The sequence below is a fragment of the Salinifilum aidingensis genome, from assembly GCF_054782015.1.
In genome coordinates, this window is record NZ_BAAGTH010000001.1 from 326,359 (window position 1) to 345,758 (window position 19,400).

The following is a 19,400-nucleotide window of genomic DNA, read 5'->3' on the forward strand; positions in this document are numbered from 1 at the left end:
ATGGCGCCGTGACATCCGCACGCAGATCCGCACCGACCTGGCTGCTCGTCGCCGGTCCGGTGCTGGCCGCCGCCGTCGTCGCCGCGATCACCCTGGCCGCGGGCACCACGCCCTACGCGGCCGTGGGCAGCGCCGACCCCGGGGCGGTCATCCGCATCGGCACGCCCGTGCTGCGGCTGGTCACCGAACTGGCCGCCGTCGTGTGCCTCGGCGCGCTGGCCTTCGCGACCTGCTGCACGCGCGCCCAGTCCTCCGGCACGGTCACCGCCCCCGCCTACGCGCAGCTCCGCGTGGCCGGGCGCACCGGGATCGCCTGGTGCGCGGGCGCGCTGCTGCTGGTGCCGTTCAGCGCCGCGGAGCAGGCCGGGGTCCCGCTGCGCGAAGCGCTCGTCCCCGAGCAGCTGCTCGGCCTGCTGCCCGCGCTGGAGACCCCGCGGGCGTGGCTGGTCACCGCGGTGCTCGCCGCGGTCGTCGCGTTCGGCGCGCGGACCGCGCTGGCCTGGCGCTCCGCCGCCGGGCTGCTGGTGCTGGCCGCGCTCGCGCTGCTGCCGCCGCTGGTGACCGCGCACGGCGCCTCCGACGCGGGCCACGACCTGGCCATCGCCGCGCGGGTGATGCACGTCCCGGCCGCGGCCCTGTGGCTCGGCACGCTCATCGCCCTGCTGGCCCACGCGCGCCGCGCGGGCGGCCTCGGCGGTGAGCTGGCGGCGCGGTACTCGCGGCTGGCCGCGGCGTGCCTGCTCGTGCTCATCGCCTCGGGCGTGGTCGACGCGTTCGTGCTCGTTCCGCCGTCCGAACTGCTCACCTCCCCTTACGGACGCGCGTTGCTGGTCAAGACGCTGCTCGTCGCCGCGCTGGCCGCGGGCGGTGTGCTGCTGCGGCGCCGGGCGCTGCGCGGCCTGGACCGACCGGGACAGGGCTGGTCCGGACCGCTGCGGCTGGCCGGGACCGAGCTGCTCGTGCTGCTGGGCACGGCGGGGCTCTCGGTCGGGCTGACGCACCTGCCGCTGCCCGCCGCGCTGGACCGGGCCGGCGGCACGCAGGACACGCTGCTCGGCTACCACCTGGCCGGACCGCCCACGGCGTGGCGGCTGCTGACCGACTGGCGGCTCGAGCTCGTGTTCACCGCGCTCGCCGCGGCCCTGGCGGTCGCATACCTGGTGGGGGTGGTGCGCCTGCGGCGGCGCGGCCTGCGGTGGCCGCTGGCCCGCACGCTGGCCTGGCTCGCCGGGTGCCTCGTGCTGCTCGTGGCGACCTCCTCCGGTCTCGGCCGGTACGCGGCGGCGATGTTCAGCGCGCACCTGGTCAGCCACATGCTCGTGTCCATGGCCGTGCCGGTGCTGCTGGCCCTCGGCGGTCCGCTGACGCTGCTGCGCACCTGCGGCCGCGGCGGCAGCGCGCAGCTGCCGGGGGCGTCCGACTGGGCGGACCTGCTGCAGGACTCGCGGGCGGTGCGCTGGCTGACGCACCCGCTCGTGGCACTGGTGCTGTTCGCCGGATCACCCTTCCTGCTGTACTTCACCGACCTGTTCGACGCCCTCGTGCGCTACCACTGGGGCCACATCTTCATCAACGCGTGGTTCCTCGTGGTCGGCTACCTGTTCGCCTGGCCGCTCATCGGCGCCGACCGGGCGCCGCGGCCGCTGCCGAGCATCGCGCGGCTGGGCATGCTGCTGGCCGCCATGCCCGCCGACATCGTCTTCGGCGCGCTGGTCATCGGCACCGACAGGGAGATCGGCAACGGCCCGGCCGCGTCGAACATGTACGAGGCGCTGGCGCTGCCGTGGGTGCCGGACCTGCTGGCCGACCAGCGGCTGGGCGGCATCCTCGCGCTGGTGATCGGCGAGCTGGTGCTGTTCGGCATGCTGGCCGCGCTGCTCGCCCGGTGGTCGCGCACCGACGAGGTGTTCGCCGCCTCGTCGCCGGAGGACTACCGCGCGGCGACCGGAGCGGGCGCCGCCTCGCGCTGAGCGCCGGCGCCCCGTCGGCCGCCCGCCTCCGCGAAGGTGCGCAGCCGCATGCTGTTGGACACCACCAGCAGCGAGGACAGCGCCATCGCGGCCGCGGCGACGAGCGGGTTGAGCAGGCCGAGGGCCGCCACCGGCAGCGCGGCCACGTTGTAGCCGAACGCCCAGGCCAGGTTGCCGCGGATGGTGCCGAGCGTGGCGCGGGCCAGGCGGACCGCGGTCGGCACCACGTGCAGATCGGTGCGCACGAGGACCAGGTCGGCCGCGCCGATGGCCACGTCGGTACCGGTGACCACGGCCAGCCCGAGGTCGGCGCGCGCCAGCGCCGGGGCGTCGTTGACCCCGTCGCCGACCACCGCCACCGCGCTGCCCCGCTCCTGCAGCCGTTCCACCACGGCGGCCTTGTCCGCGGGCAGCACCTCGGCGATCACCTCGTCGACGGCGATCTCGTCGGCCACCGAGCGCGCGGTGGCCTCGTTGTCCCCGGTGAGCAGCACCGTGCGCAGCCCGAGGGAGCGCAGCTCGGCCACCGCCGCAGCCGCGCTCGCGCGCACCGCGTCGGCCACGGCGAACAGCCCGACCGCGGCTCCGTCGCGCGCCACGCAGACGGTGGTGCACCCGGAGCCCTCCCACTGCTCGCGCACCTCGTCGAGCTCGGCGGGCAGCTCGACGCCCTCCTCGGACAGCAGCCGCCGCGAGCCGACGAGGACCTCGTGGCCCTCCACCGCGCCGCGGGCACCGAGACCGGAGAGCCCGGCGAAGCGCTCCACCTCCGGCAGCGCGCCGACCGCGTCGGCGGCGTGCGCCGTGATCGCCCGGGCCACCACGTGCTCGGAGGCGTGCTCGACCGCGCCGGCGTGCCGCAGCAGCTCACCGGTGTCACCGGTGGCGCGCACGTCCACCACGGACATCCGGCCGGTGGTGACCGTGCCGGTCTTGTCCAGCACCACCGTGTCCACGGCGCGCGCCGATTCCAGCGCCTGGTGGCCCTTGATGAACACGCCGAGCTGGGCGCCGCGGCCGGAGGCCACCAGCAGCGCCGTCGGCGTGGCCAATCCGAGCGCGCAGGGGCAGGCGATGATGAGCACGGCCAGGGCGGCGCCGAAGGCGGTCTCCACCCCGCCTCCGGCGAGCATCCACCCGGCGAAGGTCAGCGCGGCCAGCGCGAACACCGCGGGGACGAACACGCCCGAGATCCGGTCGGCGAGCCGCTGCACCCCGGCCTTGTCGGTCTGCGCCCGCTCGACGAGGTCGACCAGCTGGGCCAGCTGCGTGTCCGAGCCGACGCGCTCGGCGCGGACGAGGAGGCGCCCGCCGAGCGCCGTGGTGCCGCCGATGACCGCGTCGCCCGCGGTCACCTCGGCCGGCACCGACTCGCCGGTCATCGAGCTGCTGTCCACGGTGGCCGCGCCGGACTCGACGACGCCGTCGGTGGCGACGGTCTCACCGGGGCGCACGAGGAACCGCTCGCCCACGCGCAGCTGCGAGACCGGCACGGTGGACTCGGAACCGTCCGCGGCCACCACGACGACCTCGCTGGCGCCGAGCTCGGCCAGGGCGCGCAGGGCACCGCCCGCGGTGCGCTTGGCCTTGGCCTCGAACATCCGCCCGGCGAGCACGAAGATCGTCACGCCCACGGCCACTTCGATGTACAGCGCCCCGCCGGGTTCGAGCACCAGCCCGAGCACGCCGTCGACCGAGCGCTGCACGTCGCCGTAGGCGAACGCCGCGTAGAACGACCAGCAGCTGGCCGCGATGATGCCGACGGACACCAGCGTGTCCATCGAGCTCGTGCCGTGCCGCGCCGCGGTGAACGCCTTGTGGTGGAACGGCCAGGCGCACCAGGTGACCACGGGCAGCGTCAGCAGCACCAGGCCCCACTGCCAGCCGGGGAACCGCAGCGACGGCACCAGCGCCAGCGTGATCGAGAAGTCCGCCAGGGGCACGCCGAGCAGCAGGGCGAGCACGAGGCGGCGCCACAGGTAGCGCACGCGGTCCTCGTCCGGGTGCGCGTCCTCCTCGTCGGGGTGGTCGCGCTGCGCCGGGCGGGCCGTGTAGCCGGCCTTCTCGACCTGCGCGACGAGCTGGTCGACGTCGACCTCCGCGGGGGCGTGCACCGAGGCGTTCTCGGTGGCGTAGTTCACGCTGGCCGAGACGCCGTCGAGCTTGTTCAGCTTGCGCTCCACCCGCGCGGCGCACGCGGCGCAGGTCATGCCGCCCACGGCCAGTTCGACCGCGCGCTCCTGCCCGACGCCCTGCTCAGGTTCGACGCGGGGCTCCACCGACACGATCAGCTCCCATCGCGGTCCGGCACATCCGGCAGCCACGATACTGCGCAGCCGTGACCGCGCCCGGCGGCGGTGCGCTGCCGGCCCAGCCGACCCGCACCCGGGTGCGCAGCCGCGGGTCGCCGGTGCTGCGCCCGATCTCGGCGGTGTAGTCGCCGGGGACGAGCCGCCAGCCGTGCCGCGAGGTGTCCCAGACCTCCGCGGCCCGCCGCGGCAGCGCGATGCGCACTTCGGCGGTCCCGCCCGGTCCGGTTCGGCCGGCGCCAGCTCCGGGTCAGGCCGCCCCGCCGGACTCCCGGGCCGCGGCGAAGTCCCGCCGCTCCAGCGCGGCGGAGACCGCCACACCGGCGACGAGCCCCCAGAACGCCGAGTTGATGTTCAGCGGCTGCACGTCGGAGACCGTGACGAGCAGCGCCACCAGCGCGCCGAGCGTGCACCCGCCGCGGAACGCGGTGGTGAAGGCGCCCTGCAACGCGCGCAGCATCGCGAGACCGCCGAGCACGGCGATGAACTCCGGCGGCGCGGCGAGCATGAACCGCACGAAGGCGGGGGCGAACAGGCCGGTGACGATCGCCAGCAGCCCGCAGACCAGCCCCGCGGTGTACTGCCGGTCGCGCTCGCCGGAGGCCGTCAGCAGCGCGTTGGTCGGACCGGTCAGGCAGGTGGACACGGCGCCGACGAACGCCGCGGGCAGCGACCAGAGCCCGCAGAGGACGGCGGACGTGTTCACCGGCGGCTCGTGGCCGGCCTGCCGCAGCACGGCGATGCCCTGGCCGTTCTGCACGACGAGCACGGTCACCGCCAGCGGGACGACGAGCTCGAGGATCGCCGCCCACGACCACTGCGGGGTCTGCAGCAGCGGGCTCGCCAGCCACCCGGCGCTCTGCCCGGAACCGCCGGTGAAGCGCCCGCCCGCGAGGAGCGCCACCGCGCCCACCACGAGCGCGCCGAGCACCGGTGGGACCTTCGCACCGCTCGCGTGCGCGCTCAGCAGCGCGAACACCGCGACCATCGGCACCGCCAGCACCGGGTCCGCACCGAGCGCGGTGATCAGGTCGAGGCCGAAGCTCAGGAAGACCCCGGCGACCATGGCCATGACGATCGGCACGGGCAGCGCGGCCATGACCGCGCGCACCCATCCGGTCAGCGCCAGCGCGAGGACGAGCAGCCCGGTGACGACGAACGCGCCGAGCACCTCGGGCCAGGCCAGGTGGTTCAGCGATCCGCCGACGACGACCGTGCCGGGGATGGTCCAGAAGAACGCCAGCGGCTGGCGGTACAGCCACGAGGCCAGGACGGTCAGCACGCCGTTGAGCGCGAACACCCCGAACACCCACGAGGCCAGCTGCGCCTGCGACAGGCCGCCGCGCGTGCCGGCCGCGAGGATCACCGCGATCGGCCCGGTCGCGGAGAACACCAGACCGATGAGGCCGTTCGCCGCGGTGGTCGCGGTGAGGTCCGCGATCGCGCGGCGCGGGCCGGCCACCGGGCGCGCTGGGCGCTCGAACCGCGGGGCCGGTGCTGCTCCGGTGCGCGCGTCCTGCCCGGTCGTGCTGGTCACGGGACCTCCCTGCAACGGCGGCGGGGATGCCGCGGTGCGCGGACGCACCGGCCGGCCCGGTGCTGGGCGGGGCGACCCTGCGGAGGTCGCCGGGACCGGTGCGGCGGCCGAGTATTCCGAGCGGATCCCGCGGCGTGAAATATCGACCGCGACCGGGTTCATACCCGGCGCGGATCAATCGGATCGCGACCTCGACAAGCCGCTGAAACCGCCCGATGCGACCGGGGAGCCCGCCGGCCCCGACGGCGGGTTCCGGGCGCCCCCGCCCGCGGGTCCACCAGCGGCCCAACAGGAGCGACCAAATGAGTGATTTGCGTCACACGTGCTTTGGTGTGCGACGTCCCGCGCGGTACCCAATAACTGTTACTTCGAGTAACACTTACCGCTTGGTAACGGACAGAGTCGTCACCGTCGCAGGGAGCTCCCATGACCGCGGATCACACGGCCCCGCCGCAGTCCGACCGCCACGAGACGGCGGACCGGCTGCTGCGCTCCTCGGAGACCCTCTCCTACGACCCGGCGCAGGAGGTCGACTGGGAGACGCCGCTGGACACGAACTACCACGGCACCAGCCCGGAGTGGAGCACCCTGTACGGGACCGCCTACTGGCGCGAGATGACGCCGGAGCAGCAGCGCGAACTCACCCGGCAGGAAGCCGCGTCGGTGGCGAGCACCGGCATCTGGTTCGAGATGATCCTGCAGCAGATGATGCTGCGGGACTACTACGCGAAGGACCCGACCAACCCGGACTTCCAGTGGGCGCTGACCGAGATCGCCGACGAGTGCCGGCACTCGATCATGTTCGCCCGCGGGGCCGCCAAGCTCAACGCGCCCGCCTACCGCCCGCGGCGGACGGCCGTCGAGCTCGGCCGCGTGTTCAAGTCCGTCGCCACCGGCGAAGCCGCCTACGCCGCGATCCTCGTCGCCGAGGAAGTCCTCGACGTGATGCAGCGCGACTGGATGCGCGACGAACGCGTCGTGCCGTTCGTGCGCACCGTGAACAACATCCACGTCGTCGAGGAATCGCGGCACATGAAGTTCGCCCGCGAGGAGACCAAGGCCCGCCTGCAGGGAGCGAGCCGGCTGCGGCGGGAGATCAACGCGGTCGTCGTCGCGATCGCCTCCTACTTCATCGTCACCAGCATGGTCAACGACACGGTCTACGAGCGCGCCGGCCTGGACGCGAAGCGCGCCATCCGCGAGGCGAGGGCGAACGAGCACCACAAGTCGATGCTGCGGTCCAGCTGCTCCGGGCTGATGGAGTTCCTCAGCTCCGCCGGCCTGCTGACCAAACCGGCGCAGCAGATCTACAAGCGCGCGAACCTGATCTGATCCCATGGCATTCGCGATCACCCAGACCTGCTGCAACGACGCGTCCTGCGTGGCGGTCTGCCCGGTCAACTGCATCCACCCGACGCCGGACGAGCCGGACTTCGGCAAGACCGACATGCTGCACATCGACCCGGCGACCTGCATCGACTGCGGTGCCTGCGCCGATGCGTGCCCGGTCGAGGCGATCTTCCCGGTCGAGAAGCTGACCGAACCGCTCAAGGACTACGCCGACATCAACGCCGCCTACTACGCGGAGCGGGAAGCGGCGCCGGCGAACGCGGACCCGGCGCCGAACTTCCACAGCTGGAACCCGCCGGTGTTCCACCGGAACCTGCCGCCGGACTTCCCGCAGCTGGACGTCGCCGTCGTCGGCACCGGCCCGGCGGGGATGTACGCCGCCGAGGACCTGCTGCTGCACACCAGCGCCCGGGTCACGCTCATCGACCGGCTGCCCACCGCCGGCGGTCTCGTGCGCTACGGCGTGGCACCCGACCACCCGTCGACCAGGAAGATCGGCGAGACGTTCAGCCGCTTCCACGACCACCCGCGGGTGCGGCTGCGGCTCGGCGTCGAAGTCGGCGAGGACGTCACCGCCGCGGAGCTGGCCGAGCAGCACGACGCCGTGATCTACGCAGTCGGCGCTTCCACGGCCAAGCGCATCGGCCTGACCGGCGAGGACCTGCCCGGCAGCATCGCCGCCACCGATCTCGTGGCCTGGTACAACGGGCATCCGGACGTCCCGGCGGGCGGGCTCGAGCTCTCCGCCGAGCGGGCGGTCGTGATCGGCAACGGCAACGTGGCGCTCGACGTCGCGCGGATCCTCACCGCCGACCCCGAGCAGTTGGCGGACACGCCGATCTCCCCCGCCGCGCTGGAGCAGCTGCGGTCCAGCAACGTGCGGGAAGTCGTCGTCCTCGGCCGGCGCGGCCCGGAGGCCGCCGCCTACACGGCACCGGAGCTGCGCGCGCTCGACCAGCAGTCCGGTGTGGACCTCGTCGTCGACGGGCACGATCCGCGCACCGCCGCGGGCATCGATGCCGCGGGTGAGGCGGAGAAGGCGGCGCTGCTGCGCGGCGTCCCGCGTGAAACCGTCGACTGGTCCGCGCCTCCGCAGCCGGGGCGGCGCCGCATCGTGCTGCGCTTCCACTCCGCACCGCGGGAGTTCCTCGGCGAGGACGGCGTGCGCGGGCTGCGCGTCACCGGCAGCGGTGCTGGTGGCAGCGGTGCTGATAGCAGCGGTTCCGGTGGGACCACTGTGGACATCAGCGCCGGCAGGGTGGTCACCGCCGTCGGCTACCGCGGCACGGCGCTGCCCGGTCTGCCGTTCGACGAGGCCAGCGCGACGATCCCGCACACCAGCGGGCGCGTGGACGACCGCCCCGGCACCTACGTCGTCGGTTGGGTCAAGCGCGGCCCCTCCGGCGGGATCGGCGCGAACAAGACCTGCGCGCAGGAAACCGTGGGGGCGCTGCTCGAGGACGCCATCGCCGGGCGGCTGCGGCCCGCCCGCGCGCCGCGGCTGACCGAGCGGGCCGCGTCCGTGCTGCAGCGCCTGCGCAAGAAGCCCTCCGACGCCCTCGACCGCAGCTGAGGCCGGGCACCCCCGGAGGACCCGGCACCCCCGGAGGACCCGGCACCCCCGGAGGACCCGGCACCCCCGGAGGACCGGGAACCACCCGAGCAGTCCGGATCACCCCGACAGAGCCCAGATCAACCCGACAAGCCGGAGGACCCGACAAGCCGGACGACCCGACACCACCCCCGGAGCCTGATCCCCGGCCCCGCGACGCCGGGGATCAGGCGGGCCCACCGCGCACCGCTCCCCCACCGCGCACCGCTCCCCCACCGCGCACCGCTCCCCCACCGCACGCCGTTCCCGCGGCCCACATCACCCGACGGCGTGGTGATCGTTTGTGCTCCATCCGCGTGGGGACAATTTCCAATTTTCATGAAAATTGCGCTCTCTGGAACGACTCCAGAAAGTGCCGCGGCGCTGCTCCACGGATGACGTGCGTTCCGCGGGCTGGCGGGCGCCTCCGCGGACGGGAACGAGCGGGGCGGGATGGGACGGGCGGAACGAGCGGGGCGGGATGGGGCGGACGGGAACGAGCGGGGCGGGACGCTCAGACGCTGCGCAGGACCGAGGTGACGACGCCGAGGACGACTGCGGCGTCCCCGTCGAGCACCGGGTACTCGGGATTGCGCGGTTCGAGCACGACGTGGCCGCTGCGCCGCCGGTACACCTTGACGGTGGCCTCCTCGTCGATCATCGCCGCGACGATCTGGCCCGAGTGCGCCTCGTGCTGCTGCCGCACCACGACGATGTCGCCGTGGCAGATCGCGGCGTCGACCATCGAGTCGCCGCGCACCCGCAGCCCGAAAACGTTGCCGCGCCCGGTCAGCTCCCGCGGCAGCTTGATCACGTCGTCCACGTGCTCCTCCGCCGTGATCGGGCTGCCGGCGGCGATGTCGCCGACCACGGGAACCGGGACCGAGTCCTCGGTGGACTCCTGCGCCGCGGGTTCCTGCAGGAACATCCGCACGTCGATCGGCCGGGACACGCTGGGACTGCGCCGCAGGAGCCCCTTGTCCTCCAGCGCCGACAGGTGCTTCGACACCGACGACGTCGACCGCAGGCCGACCGCGTCGGCGAGCTGCCGCGTGCTCGGCGGATACCCCCGGCGGACCACCCAGTCCCGGATCGTCAGCAGGATGCGCTGCTGGCGCACCGGCAGGTTCGCGGCGTCCAGGTGCTCGAACGCGGGCAGATCATCGCGGGTGGTCACCCGCAGCATGGTAAGGGCCGCGCCCGCCACCGCCCGCACCGGACCACCCGCTGCTCGCACCGGACCGCCGCGGCCCCGCTCCGCTGCGCCCGGACACCCGCGCGCCGCAGCACCGGTTGCGCCACGACCTCCCGGTCCGCTGTGCTGGAGGCGACGAACGCCGGGTGCACCGCGGGAAGACGGCTGCTGCAGGACCCGCCCGAACTCCAACTCCCCCAGCCGCCCCTCCCGCAACGGAGACCCACGTCGGAAGCAGCGCTCGAGGAGGCCCGCCATGTCGATGCTCGCCCGCCCCGCGGTGGCGGCGCTGGCCGCCCGGACGATGCAGTGGGCGGTGCGGCTGACCCGCACCCCGGGGCGGGAGCGGTACCCGGCGTGCCCGCGCCGCGTCGTCGAGCTCCCGCGCGAGGCCGCGCCGGCGCGCGAGGCCGCGCCGGCGCGCGCCGTGGTGTACCTGCCGGAGCAGCCGACGGGCGCTCCGGTGTACGTCAACTTCCACGGCAGCGGCTTCGTGCTGCCGCTGACCGAGTGGGAGGACCCGCTGTGCCGCTACCTCGCCGCCGAGGCCGGCGTCGTGGTGGTCAACGTCGACTACGCGCTCGCCCCGCAGCACCGCTTCCCCGAGCCGGCGCACCAGGCCTTCGACGTGCTCCGCTGGATCGCCGAGCGCGGCGGCGCCCGCGGCTGGGACGCCGGGCGCCTGTGCGTGGGCGGGCAGAGCGCCGGCGGCAACCTCGCCACCGCGGCGGCCCGCCAGGCCCTCGAGCACGGCGGTCCGCCGATCGCGCTGCAGGTGCTGCACTACCCGGTGCTCGACCTGGTCGGCGACCGCCCGTACGAGCCGAGCGGCCCGAACACGCCGGTCCTGCGGCCGTGGATGCGGGACGTCTTCGACCACTCCTACGTCCCCGAGCCCGCGCAGCGCACCCATCGCCTGGCATCCCCCGCCCACCCCGGCGACTCCGCGGACCTGCGCGGGATGGCCCCGGCCGTGGTGATCACCGCCGAGCACGACGTCCTGCGCCCGGAGGCCGAGCGCTACGCCGAACGCCTCCGCACCGCGGGTGCGCTGCTCGAGCACCACGTGGTCACCGGTGCCGACCACGGTTACGACATGCACGACACCCGACCCGTCCGCGAGACCTACGCGCGCATCGCCGGGCACGTCCGCCGCGCGACCGAACCGGCCCACCACGCCGAGCGCTCCCGCTGAAGGGCCCGCGGCCCGGCCGGCGCCGTGGATCGGGGGATCCGCCGGCTCCCGGCCACCCGCGACCACCAACCCGGGCAGCGGACATCGGGCGACCACGGGCCGGCGCGGTCACCGCCCCGCTTCGCGCTCGCGGAGCTCGCGGCGCAGCAGCTTGCCCGTGAGGGTCTTCGGCAGCTCCTCGAGCACGTCGACCTCCCGCGGGTACTTGTACGCGGCCATGCGCTCCTTGCAGAACGCGACGAGCTCCTCCGGGTCCGCCCGCGCTCCCGGACGCAGGCTGACGAAGGCCTTGGCGGTCTCGCCGCGGTACGGGTCGGGCACGCCGACGACCGCGGCTTCCCGCACCGCCTCGTGCTCGTAGAGCACGTCCTCGACCTCGCGCGGCCAGATCTTGTACCCGCCGGCGTTGATCTGGTCCTTCTTGCGGTCGACGATGTAGAACCAGCCGTCCTCGTCCATGTAGCCGACGTCGCCGGTGAAGAAGCGGCCGCCGCCCATCGCTTCGGCGGTCTCCTCCGGCTTGTTCCAGTACCCGGCGACCACCTGCGGCCCGGAGGTCACGAGCTCGCCGATCTCCCCCGCCGGCAGGTCGGTGCCGTCCTCGCCGACGATGCGGACCACCGTGCCGTACACGGGAACGCCGACCGACAGCGCTCCCGAGGAGCTGTCCACAGGGGCCTGTGCGCCCAGCGGAACCGCGTGCGACGGCGAGGTCGTCTCGGTCAGCCCGTAGATGTTGTGGACGTAGTGGCCGAACGTCTCCTGGAACGCCGCCACGGTGCTGGGCGGTATCGGCGCCCCGCCGGAGTACACCTTGGTCAGGCTCGCCAGGTCGTCCTCCGCGGCTGCGGGGACGTTCATCAGCGCGATGAACACGGTGATCGAGCCGACCGTGAAGGTGGCCCGGTGCTCCCGGACGGCCTCCAGCACCACCTCCGGGACCAGCCTGTGCACGAGCACCAGCGGCGCACCGGTGAGCAACGACAGGGCCACGTGTCCGATGAGGCCGGTGATGTGGAAGAGCGGTGCCACGCCGAGGATCACGTCCCCGGCTTCGATGCCGATCCAGTCCCGGTAGGTCTGCGCGTTGAACACCACGTTGCGGTGCGTGACCATCGCTCCCTTGGGCGGACCGGTGGTGCCCGAGGTGTAGGTCAGCAGCGCGACGTCGTCCGGCCCGGGGGAAGCCGCCGGGGGCGACTGGCCGCGGAACCGCCGCAGCAGCTCCGCCATGTCAAGCGTGCCCGGGCGCTCCTCGCGCGCGGAACCGGCGAAGACCCGGCTGTCGTCGCGGGTCTGGTACTCCAGTTCCGAGGTGGTGATGACCGCGCGCACCGACGTGCCCGGCACCACCGAGGCGGCGACGTCGCTGTGCAGGGCCTGCAGGCACACCAGGACGCTCGCCCCGGAATCCCGCAGCAGCGCGGCGAGTTCGCGTTCGCGGTTCATCGGGTTGACCGGGACCGCGATGCCGCCGGCCTTCCACGTGCCCAGCTGGGCGATGACGAACTGCGGAACGTTCTGCGCGTAGAGGGCCACGCGCTCGCCGGCGGCGAACCCCGCCTCGGCGACGAGGCCCGCGGCGAACGCGTCGCTGAGCTCGTCGAGCTCGCGCATCGTCAGCCGGCCGTCGAAGTACCGGATCGCATCGCCGCCCGGGTCGCGCCGCACCGCCGCGGAGAACATGGCGACCGCGCTGTCGTGCTCGATCGCGATTTCGGCCGGTTGGCCCGCCTCGTACCGGGCCAACCACGGCTTGTCGTCGTAGACGCTCACGGCTGCTCCTCAGCGGACGGCGATCGGGTTCACCGGGGATCCGGTGCCTTCCACGACTTTCAGCGGCGCAGCCGCGTACAGGAAGCTCCACCTGCCGTCCTCGGCGCACGCTTCGGCCAGATCGTCGAGCCAGATCACCTCGGTGAGCGCGATGCCGAGGTTGCGCATGAGCGCGCAGTGCAGCGGCAGCATGACGCCGGTCTCCGGTTCCTTGGTCACCTCGTTGGCGATCGTGTCGGTGACGAGGTTGGGGATCTCGGCCGCCTGGAACCACTCGACGAGCTCCCGCGAGTAGGTCAATCCCGGTTCGAGGAAGTTCTCGTAGAACTCCTCGGGCGTGGTTTCGTACCAGTAGCCCATGAATCCGGTGCGCACGAGCAGCACGTCGTGCGGTTCGATGGTCACGCCCTGCTTCTCGGCCGCGGCGAGGAGATCGTTGTGGTCGAAGGTCTCGCCCTTGTCCAGGTACCGCTTGCCGCGGTACCGGGCGATGTCGATGAGCACGCCGCGGCCGACGACGCCCTTCTCCGCGATCGGCAGGACGGAGGCCTTCGACAGACCGCCCACGGTGGTCCCGGCGTCGTAGCCGTTGTAGATCTTGCCGTCGTACCAGACGTGGCCCAGCGCGTCGTACTGCGAGGAGCCCTGCAGGAAGATCTTGGCGACGTCGTCGGCGTAGTGCAGTCCACCTGGGAATTCGGGAGCGCCCTCCTTCTCGGGGCCCCAGCTCGACTCGTCGAGGATGTTCTCGCGCTCGATGCTCTTGCGCCCGGGAAAGACCGGGTCGCCCTTGGGGTGCCCCATCGGCACCTGCAGGGTGAACACTTCGCCGGTGCGGACGTGCCGGGCACCGCGGAGCACTTCGTTCGCGTCGAGGTAGTTCAGGCAGCCGAGTTCGTCGTCGGCGCCCCACTTGCCCCAATTGGTCGGGGCTTCGGCACCGAGCACGTCACGCATGGCAGGAGAGTCGGACATCGGTGGGCTCCCTCGCGGGTCGGGCGGCACTGATCGGATCGGTCGTCCGATCGCTCGCACGGCGATCTGTTTAGCTATGATGTGCGTCACCGCATGCGCTGTCAAATATGACAGCCTCGAGGCTCGGACACGTTCGAGTTGCTCCCCGGGCTCGCAAGGAGCTTCCCACTGTTTTAGAATTTCTAAACACGACTCGACTCGCCCGGGAGTGCGCATGGAAAGTTCGGACACCGCGCACGAGCCCCTCGGGGCCCGCGTGCGCCGCGTCCGCGCGCAACGCGCCGTCAGCGTCCGCGCGCTCGCCGACGCGATCGGGGTGAGCCCGGCGACGATCAGCCAGATCGAACGCGGCCGCACCGGTCTGAGCGCCGTGCGGCTCGGGCGCATCGCCGAGGCCCTCGACACCAGCGCCACGGCGATACTCGAAGCGGAAACGCAGGAGGACAGCGCGGCCCCTCCGACGGATGCCGGCGCCGGAGAACCGGCGGAGCAGCAGTTCGCAGCGGACGATCCGGGTAGCGCCGCGACGCGCGACTCGGCCGCGCGACTCCCCGAAATAGTGCAGTGGCGCGTGTACGAACCGCTCGACTTCGATCCGGTCCTGCGCGCGGCGCTCGACGAGATCCTCGCCATCGGCTACCACGGCGCGACCGTGCGCAGCATCGCCGCGCGCAGCGGCCTGTCCGTCCCCGGCATCTACCACTACTACAGGAGCAAGCAGCAGATGTTGCTCGCCATCCTCGAGCACAGCATGACGGAGCTGCTCTCCCGCGCCCGCGCCGCGCGCACCGAGGGCCGGGATCCGGTGGAGCGCTTCGGGTTCCTCATCGAGCACCTCGCGCTGTTCCACACGCATCGCCGGGAACTCGGTTTCGTCGGCGCGAGCGAGATGCGCAGCCTGCACGGATCGGGGCGGCGGGCCATCGCCGAGATGCGCACCGCTCAGCAGCGCATGGTCGACGAGGAGGTCGATGCCGCCGTGCGCCGGGGGCGGTTCCGCGACGACCACCCGCTCGAAGCCGCCCGCGCCGCGGTCACCATGTGCACCGCGCTGGCGAACTGGTGGCGGCCGGACGGCCGGTTGAGCGCGGAGGAGACGGCGCAGCAGTACGTCGGTTTCGCGCTCGCCCTGATGCGGCGCGGTTCCTGAGGCGGCCGCGCCCGACCGGTCCGCAGCACCGCACCTGAGCAGCCGCTCGGAAAGGTCCGCTCCGCGGCGCCGGGGCGCGGGGCCCTGCACCGCGGAGCGGGTTCGGCTGCTGCCGCGTCAGCCCAGCAGCTGTTCGCGCAGGGTCTTCTTGGAGAACTTGCCGGTGCTGGTCTTGGGCACCTCGCCGACGAAGCGGATCTCGTCGGGCAGCCACCACCTGGCGACCCGGCCGCGCAGGTGCTCGAGGACCTCCTCCTCGCCGAGCTGCTCGCCCTCGGCCGTGACGATGCAGGCCAGCGGGCGTTCGGTCCACTTCTCGTCCGGCTTGGCGATGACCGCGGCCTCGGCCACCTTCGGGTGGGCCATGATGTGGTTCTCCAGGTCGACCGAGGAGATCCACTCGCCCCCGGACTTCACCAGGTCCTTGGTGCGGTCGACGATGCGCACGTAGCCCGAGCGGTCGATCGTGGCCACGTCGCCGGTGCGCAACCAACCGTCCGCGGTGAACGCGTCGGAGTGCTCCTGGCCGTAGTAGGCCGAGGCGATCCACGGTCCGGCGGCCTGCAGCTCGCCGATGGACTCGCCGTCCCACGGCTGCTCACCGCCGTCGACGGCGTCGACGATGCGCAGGTCCACCAGCGGCACCGCCTGCCCCTGGGTGGCCCGGACCTCCGCCAGGGACTCCGCGTCGAGCCCTTCGTGTTCGCTGTGCAGGTTGGCGACGCTGCCGAGCGGGCTCGTCTCGGTCATGCCCCAGGCCTGCGTGATCGGCAGGCCGATGGCCTCGCGCCACCCCTCGGACAACGACGTCGGCACGGCCGAGCCGCCGCCGACGACCGCCCGCAGGCTGGACACGTCGTACTCGCCGAGCTTGGGCAGCATGCCCATCCAGATCGTGGGCACGCCGGCTGTGAGCGTGACCCGGTGCTGCTCGATCTGCGCGAGCAGCTTGTCCGGCTGCATGGCGGGACCGGGGAGCACGAGGTCCGCCCCGGCCGCCACCGCGGCGTAGGGGATGCCCCACGCGTTGACGTGGAACATCGGCACCACGGGCAGGATCGTGTCGCGCTCGCTGACCCCGAGCGAGTCCGCGGTGAGGCTCATCAGCGAGTGCAGCACCGTCGAGCGGTGCGAGTAGAGCACGCCCTTGGGGTTGCCGGTGGTGCCGGACGTGTAGCACATGGCCGCCGCCGTGTTCTCGTCCGGCACGTCGAAGTCCCCCTCGCGGGGCGCCGACGCGGAGAGCAGCTGCTCGTAGTCGCGGATGCGCGGGTCGTCCGGGATCTCCGCGTCGCTGCCGTCGTCGAGGACGACGAAGTGCTCCACCGTGTGCAGCTTCTCCGCCATCGGCCACAGGACGGGCAGCAGCGAGCGGTCGACGAAGATCGCGCGGTCCTCGGCGTGCTCGACGATGTAGCTGAGCTGGTCGGCGAACAGGCGGATGTTCAGCGTGTGCAGCACCCGTCCGGTGCACGGAACGGCGAAGTACAGCTCCACGTGGCGCTGGGTGTTCCAGCCGAACGTGCCCACCCGGGCCCCGGCGGGCAGCCCCAGGGCGTCCATCGCCGTGGCGAGCCGCCGCACCCGCTCGGCCCACTGCGCATAGGTGTTCGACACCTCACCGTCGACCCGGGCCGTGACGATCGTCTTCGCGCCGAAGTGCCGCTCGGCGCGGTGGAACAGGTGCGGCAGGTTCAGCGGGCGATCCTGCATCAGACCCTGCATCTGCGTCTCCGTTGTCGCTCGGGGACAGTGGCTCGGCCACCTGTGTGACGTGGTGCACAGATTTCTAGCAGGATAAACGGGTGGAGGCACTATGTCGCAAGCCCACCGTTGCTCCGGTCGCGCTGTGCTCCGAGCACAACGCCCCTGCCCGCGGCGCTCGACCGCGCACCGGACGCGCCGGCGGGGTCCGAGGCGTCAGCTCCGGTCGGTGGACTCCTCCGCGGGGCGGATCCAGCCGAAGGTGAGCTCGACCGCGCGCTGCCAGTTGGTGTACTCGGACTCGCGGTGCCGCGGGTCCATCCGGGGCAGCCACTGCGCGGCGCAGTGCCAGTTGCGGCGCAGGCCCTCGAGGTCCGGCCAGTAGCCGACGGCGAGGCCTGCGGCGTAGGCCGCGCCCAGCGACACGGTCTCGGCGGTGATCGGCCGCATCACCGGCACGCCGAGCACGTCGGAGATGAACTGCATGAGCAGGTGGTCGGGGGTCATGCCACCGTCCACTTTGAGCTCGGTGGCCTGCAGCCCGGAGTCCCCGTTCATCGCGTCCACGACCTCGCGGGTCTGCCAGCCGGTCGCCTCCAGCACCGCCCGCGCCAGGTGGCCCTTGGTGATGTAGGACGTCAGCCCGACGATGAGCCCGCGCGCCTCGCTGCGCCAGTGCGGTGCGAACAACCCGGAGAACGCGGGGACGACGTAGCAGCCGCCGTTGTCGTCGACGGTGCGCGCCAGCGTCTCGATCTCCGGTGCGCTGTTGATCAGGCCCAACCCGTCGCGGACCCACTGCACCAGCGAGCCCGTGACCGCGATCGAGCCCTCCAGCGCGTACATCGCGGGCTCGTCGCCGATCTTGAACCCGACCGTGCTCAGCAGCCCGCGCGTCGAGTGCACCGGCGCGGTGCCGGTGTTCATCAGCAGGAAGCTCCCCGTGCCGTACGTGCACTTCGCCTCGCCGGGCGCGAAGCAGGTCTGCCCGAACAGCGCGGCGTGCTGGTCGCCGAGCGCCGCGGTGATCCGGATTCCCGGCACGACCCGGCGCGTGGTGCCGTAGTCCTCGGCGGAGGAGCGGATCTCCGGCAGCATGCGGCGGGGCACGCCGAAGAACGACAGCAGCTCCTCGTCCCAGTCGAGGGCGTGCAGGTCCATCAGCAGCGTGCGGCTGGCGTTGGTGACGTCGGTGACGTGCACGCCGCCGTCGACGCCGCCGGTGAGGTTCCAGATCAGCCAGCTCTCCATCGTGCCGAACAGCACGTCGCCGCGTTCGGCCCGCGCGCGCAGGCCGGGCGTGTTGTCCAGCATCCAGCGCACCTTCGGCGCGGCGAAGTACGTGTTCAGCGGCAGCCCGCAGCGCTGGTGCACCGCGTCGGCGCCCGGCATCCGCCGGAACTCGTCGACGAGCTCGTCCGTGCGGGTGTCCTGCCAGACGATCGCGCGGCCGACGGGGGAACCGGTGTGCCGGTCCCAGAGCACCGTCGTCTCCCGCTGGTTGGCGATCCCGAGCGCGACGACGTCCTCGACCCCGATCCCGGCTTCGCGCAGCGCCTGCCCCGCGATGCGGTCCACGTTGCGCCAGATCTCGACGGGGTCGTGCTCGACCCACCCGGGCTTCGGGAAGTGCTGCTGGTGCTCGCGCTGCACCACCGAGACCAGCCGGGCGCGCTGGTCGAACAGGATGCAGCGGGTCGAGGTGGTGCCCTGGTCGATCGACATCACGTAGCGTTGCGGCATTGCGCTCCTCCTGCCCGAGCTCAGGACCGGGACTCGCCGAGGTCGCGGGACACCGCGCGCGCCGCGTCCCGGACGTAGCCCACCAGCGCGGTGTCGGCGCGCCCCTTGACGTCGCAGATCCGTTCCACGGCACCCGAAATGCCGATCGAGCCGACGACCAGCCCGCCGTGGCCGCGGATCGGTGCGGCGATGCTCGCCGCACCCGGCATCGACTCCTCGGTCTCGGCGGCCCACCCGGAGTCGCGCACGCGGCCCAGCGTCCGGGTGAGGGCCTCCGCGTTCGTGGTCGTGCGCCGGGTGAACGACTCCAGCCCCGCGCGCTGCGCCGCGGCCACCAGGTCGGTGTCGTAGGCGAGCAGGACCTTGCCCAGTGCCGTGGCGTGCAGCGGCAGCAGCGAACCGGCGTCGAGCGACTGCTGCGTGTCGTCGGGCCGGAACACGTGGTGCACGACGAGCACCCGGCCCTCCATCGGCGCGCCGATGCGGACGGCTTCGCCGCTGCGCGCGGCCAGCGAGTCCGCCCAGTTGATCGCGCGGGAGCGCAGCTCGTTGACGTCGAGGTAGCTGGTGTGCAGGTGCAGCAGCCCCTCGCCGAGCCGGTACTTGCCGGTGGCCCGGTCCTGCTCGACGAAACCGACCCGCTGCAACGTCCGGAGGATGCCGTGCGCGGTCGGCTTCGCCAGTTCCAGCGCACCGGCGATCTCGCCGACCCCGAGACGGCCCGAGCCGCGGGCGAGCAGGCGCAGGATCGCGGCTGCGCGCTCGACTGACTGGACGGATCCCGGCACGGGGGGAACCTATCTGCTCACGTCTGATTCGACAATGTCGAACACAGGCGCGGGCCGCGCAGCCACCCCCCGTGCCGCACGAGCTGGGTCGCCGGACCGGGAGCGCAGTTCTCCCCG

13 protein-coding genes and 1 pseudogene are annotated in these 19,400 nt (G+C 73.0%); 5 read left to right on the top strand and 9 right to left on the bottom strand.

Going from position 1 to position 19,400, the window contains the following annotated elements:
• Positions 1-8 precede the first annotated feature (8 nt).
• Positions 9-1,970: a cytochrome c oxidase assembly protein gene (locus ACYVJE_RS01550; protein ID WP_461142918.1), complete on the top strand. Its 1,962-nt coding sequence runs from the start codon at positions 9-11 to the stop codon at positions 1,968-1,970.
• On the opposite strand, the gene ACYVJE_RS01555 is transcribed toward ACYVJE_RS01550, so the two are convergent.
• The 3 genes and pseudogenes from ACYVJE_RS01555 to ACYVJE_RS01565 all read right to left on the bottom strand — a co-directional run bounded on the left by ACYVJE_RS01555 (position 1,931) and on the right by ACYVJE_RS01565 (position 5,816).
• Positions 1,931-4,180, bottom strand: a complete 2,250-nt coding sequence (locus ACYVJE_RS01555) for a heavy metal translocating P-type ATPase (RefSeq protein ID WP_461143148.1) — start codon at positions 4,178-4,180, stop codon at positions 1,931-1,933. The genes ACYVJE_RS01550 and ACYVJE_RS01555 overlap by 40 nt on opposite strands.
• Before the next feature lie 46 nt (positions 4,181-4,226).
• Positions 4,227-4,490, bottom strand: a pseudogene (locus ACYVJE_RS01560) (fibronectin type III-like domain-contianing protein); the annotation flags it as partial.
• Between the two features lie 39 nt (positions 4,491-4,529).
• Positions 4,530-5,816, bottom strand: a complete 1,287-nt coding sequence (locus ACYVJE_RS01565; RefSeq protein ID WP_461142919.1) for a benzoate/H(+) symporter BenE family transporter — start codon at positions 5,814-5,816, stop codon at positions 4,530-4,532.
• A gap of 426 nt (positions 5,817-6,242) precedes the next feature.
• Here ACYVJE_RS01565 and ACYVJE_RS01570 point away from each other — a divergent pair, with 426 nt between their 5' ends.
• Positions 6,243-7,148 (top strand): AurF N-oxygenase family protein, encoded by a 906-nt coding sequence (locus tag ACYVJE_RS01570; protein ID WP_461142920.1) that lies wholly within the window; start codon positions 6,243-6,245, stop codon positions 7,146-7,148.
• 4 nt (positions 7,149-7,152) lie between these two features.
• Positions 7,153-8,739: an FAD-dependent oxidoreductase gene (locus ACYVJE_RS01575; RefSeq protein ID WP_461142921.1), complete on the top strand. Its 1,587-nt coding sequence runs from the start codon at positions 7,153-7,155 to the stop codon at positions 8,737-8,739.
• Between the two features lie 532 nt (positions 8,740-9,271).
• Here ACYVJE_RS01575 and lexA read toward each other — a convergent pair.
• A complete protein-coding gene (gene lexA / locus ACYVJE_RS01580) occupies positions 9,272-9,934 on the bottom strand; it encodes a transcriptional repressor LexA (RefSeq protein WP_461142922.1) in 663 nt (220 codons plus the stop codon).
• A 274-nt stretch (positions 9,935-10,208) separates the two neighbouring features.
• On the opposite strand from lexA, the gene ACYVJE_RS01585 reads away from it, so the two are divergent.
• A complete protein-coding gene (locus tag ACYVJE_RS01585) occupies positions 10,209-11,147 on the top strand; it encodes an alpha/beta hydrolase (RefSeq protein ID WP_461142923.1) in 939 nt (312 codons plus the stop codon).
• 108 nt (positions 11,148-11,255) lie between these two features.
• Here ACYVJE_RS01585 and ACYVJE_RS01590 read toward each other — a convergent pair whose 3' ends face one another.
• Positions 11,256-12,923 (bottom strand): class I adenylate-forming enzyme family protein, encoded by a 1,668-nt coding sequence (locus ACYVJE_RS01590; protein WP_461142924.1) that lies wholly within the window; start codon positions 12,921-12,923, stop codon positions 11,256-11,258.
• Between the two features lie 9 nt (positions 12,924-12,932).
• Complete coding sequence (locus tag ACYVJE_RS01595; RefSeq protein ID WP_461142925.1) at positions 12,933-13,898, bottom strand: cyclase family protein; 966 nt, start codon at positions 13,896-13,898, stop codon at positions 12,933-12,935.
• A gap of 214 nt (positions 13,899-14,112) precedes the next feature.
• Here ACYVJE_RS01595 and ACYVJE_RS01600 point away from each other — a divergent pair, with 214 nt between their 5' ends.
• Positions 14,113-15,048 (top strand): TetR family transcriptional regulator, encoded by a 936-nt coding sequence (locus ACYVJE_RS01600; protein WP_461142926.1) that lies wholly within the window; start codon positions 14,113-14,115, stop codon positions 15,046-15,048.
• A 117-nt stretch (positions 15,049-15,165) separates the two neighbouring features.
• Here ACYVJE_RS01600 and ACYVJE_RS01605 read toward each other — a convergent pair whose 3' ends face one another.
• The 3 genes from ACYVJE_RS01605 to ACYVJE_RS01615 all read right to left on the bottom strand — a co-directional run bounded on the left by ACYVJE_RS01605 (position 15,166) and on the right by ACYVJE_RS01615 (position 19,283).
• Positions 15,166-16,773 carry a long-chain fatty acid--CoA ligase gene (locus ACYVJE_RS01605; RefSeq protein WP_461142927.1) on the bottom strand — a complete coding sequence of 536 codons (1,608 nt, stop codon included), beginning with the start codon at positions 16,771-16,773 and terminating at the stop codon, positions 15,166-15,168.
• A 195-nt stretch (positions 16,774-16,968) separates the two neighbouring features.
• Positions 16,969-18,495: a glycerol kinase GlpK gene (glpK, locus tag ACYVJE_RS01610; protein WP_461142928.1), complete on the bottom strand. Its 1,527-nt coding sequence runs from the start codon at positions 18,493-18,495 to the stop codon at positions 16,969-16,971.
• Between the two features lie 20 nt (positions 18,496-18,515).
• Positions 18,516-19,283 (bottom strand): IclR family transcriptional regulator, encoded by a 768-nt coding sequence (locus ACYVJE_RS01615; RefSeq protein ID WP_461142929.1) that lies wholly within the window; start codon positions 19,281-19,283, stop codon positions 18,516-18,518.
• Positions 19,284-19,400 lie beyond the last annotated feature (117 nt).

Coding starts and splice junctions, on each gene's coding strand:
- ACYVJE_RS01555 (WP_461143148.1), bottom strand. CDS start 4,180: ATGACCTGCGCCGCGTGCGCCGCGCGGGTGGAGCGCAAGCTGAACAAG.
- ACYVJE_RS01570 (WP_461142920.1), top strand. CDS start 6,243: ATGACCGCGGATCACACGGCCCCGCCGCAGTCCGACCGCCACGAGACG.
- ACYVJE_RS01575 (WP_461142921.1), top strand. CDS start 7,153: ATGGCATTCGCGATCACCCAGACCTGCTGCAACGACGCGTCCTGCGTG.
- ACYVJE_RS01585 (WP_461142923.1), top strand. CDS start 10,209: ATGTCGATGCTCGCCCGCCCCGCGGTGGCGGCGCTGGCCGCCCGGACG.
- ACYVJE_RS01595 (WP_461142925.1), bottom strand. CDS start 13,898: ATGTCCGACTCTCCTGCCATGCGTGACGTGCTCGGTGCCGAAGCCCCG.
- ACYVJE_RS01600 (WP_461142926.1), top strand. CDS start 14,113: ATGGAAAGTTCGGACACCGCGCACGAGCCCCTCGGGGCCCGCGTGCGC.
- ACYVJE_RS01605 (WP_461142927.1), bottom strand. CDS start 16,773: ATGCAGGGTCTGATGCAGGATCGCCCGCTGAACCTGCCGCACCTGTTC.
- glpK (WP_461142928.1), bottom strand. CDS start 18,495: ATGCCGCAACGCTACGTGATGTCGATCGACCAGGGCACCACCTCGACC.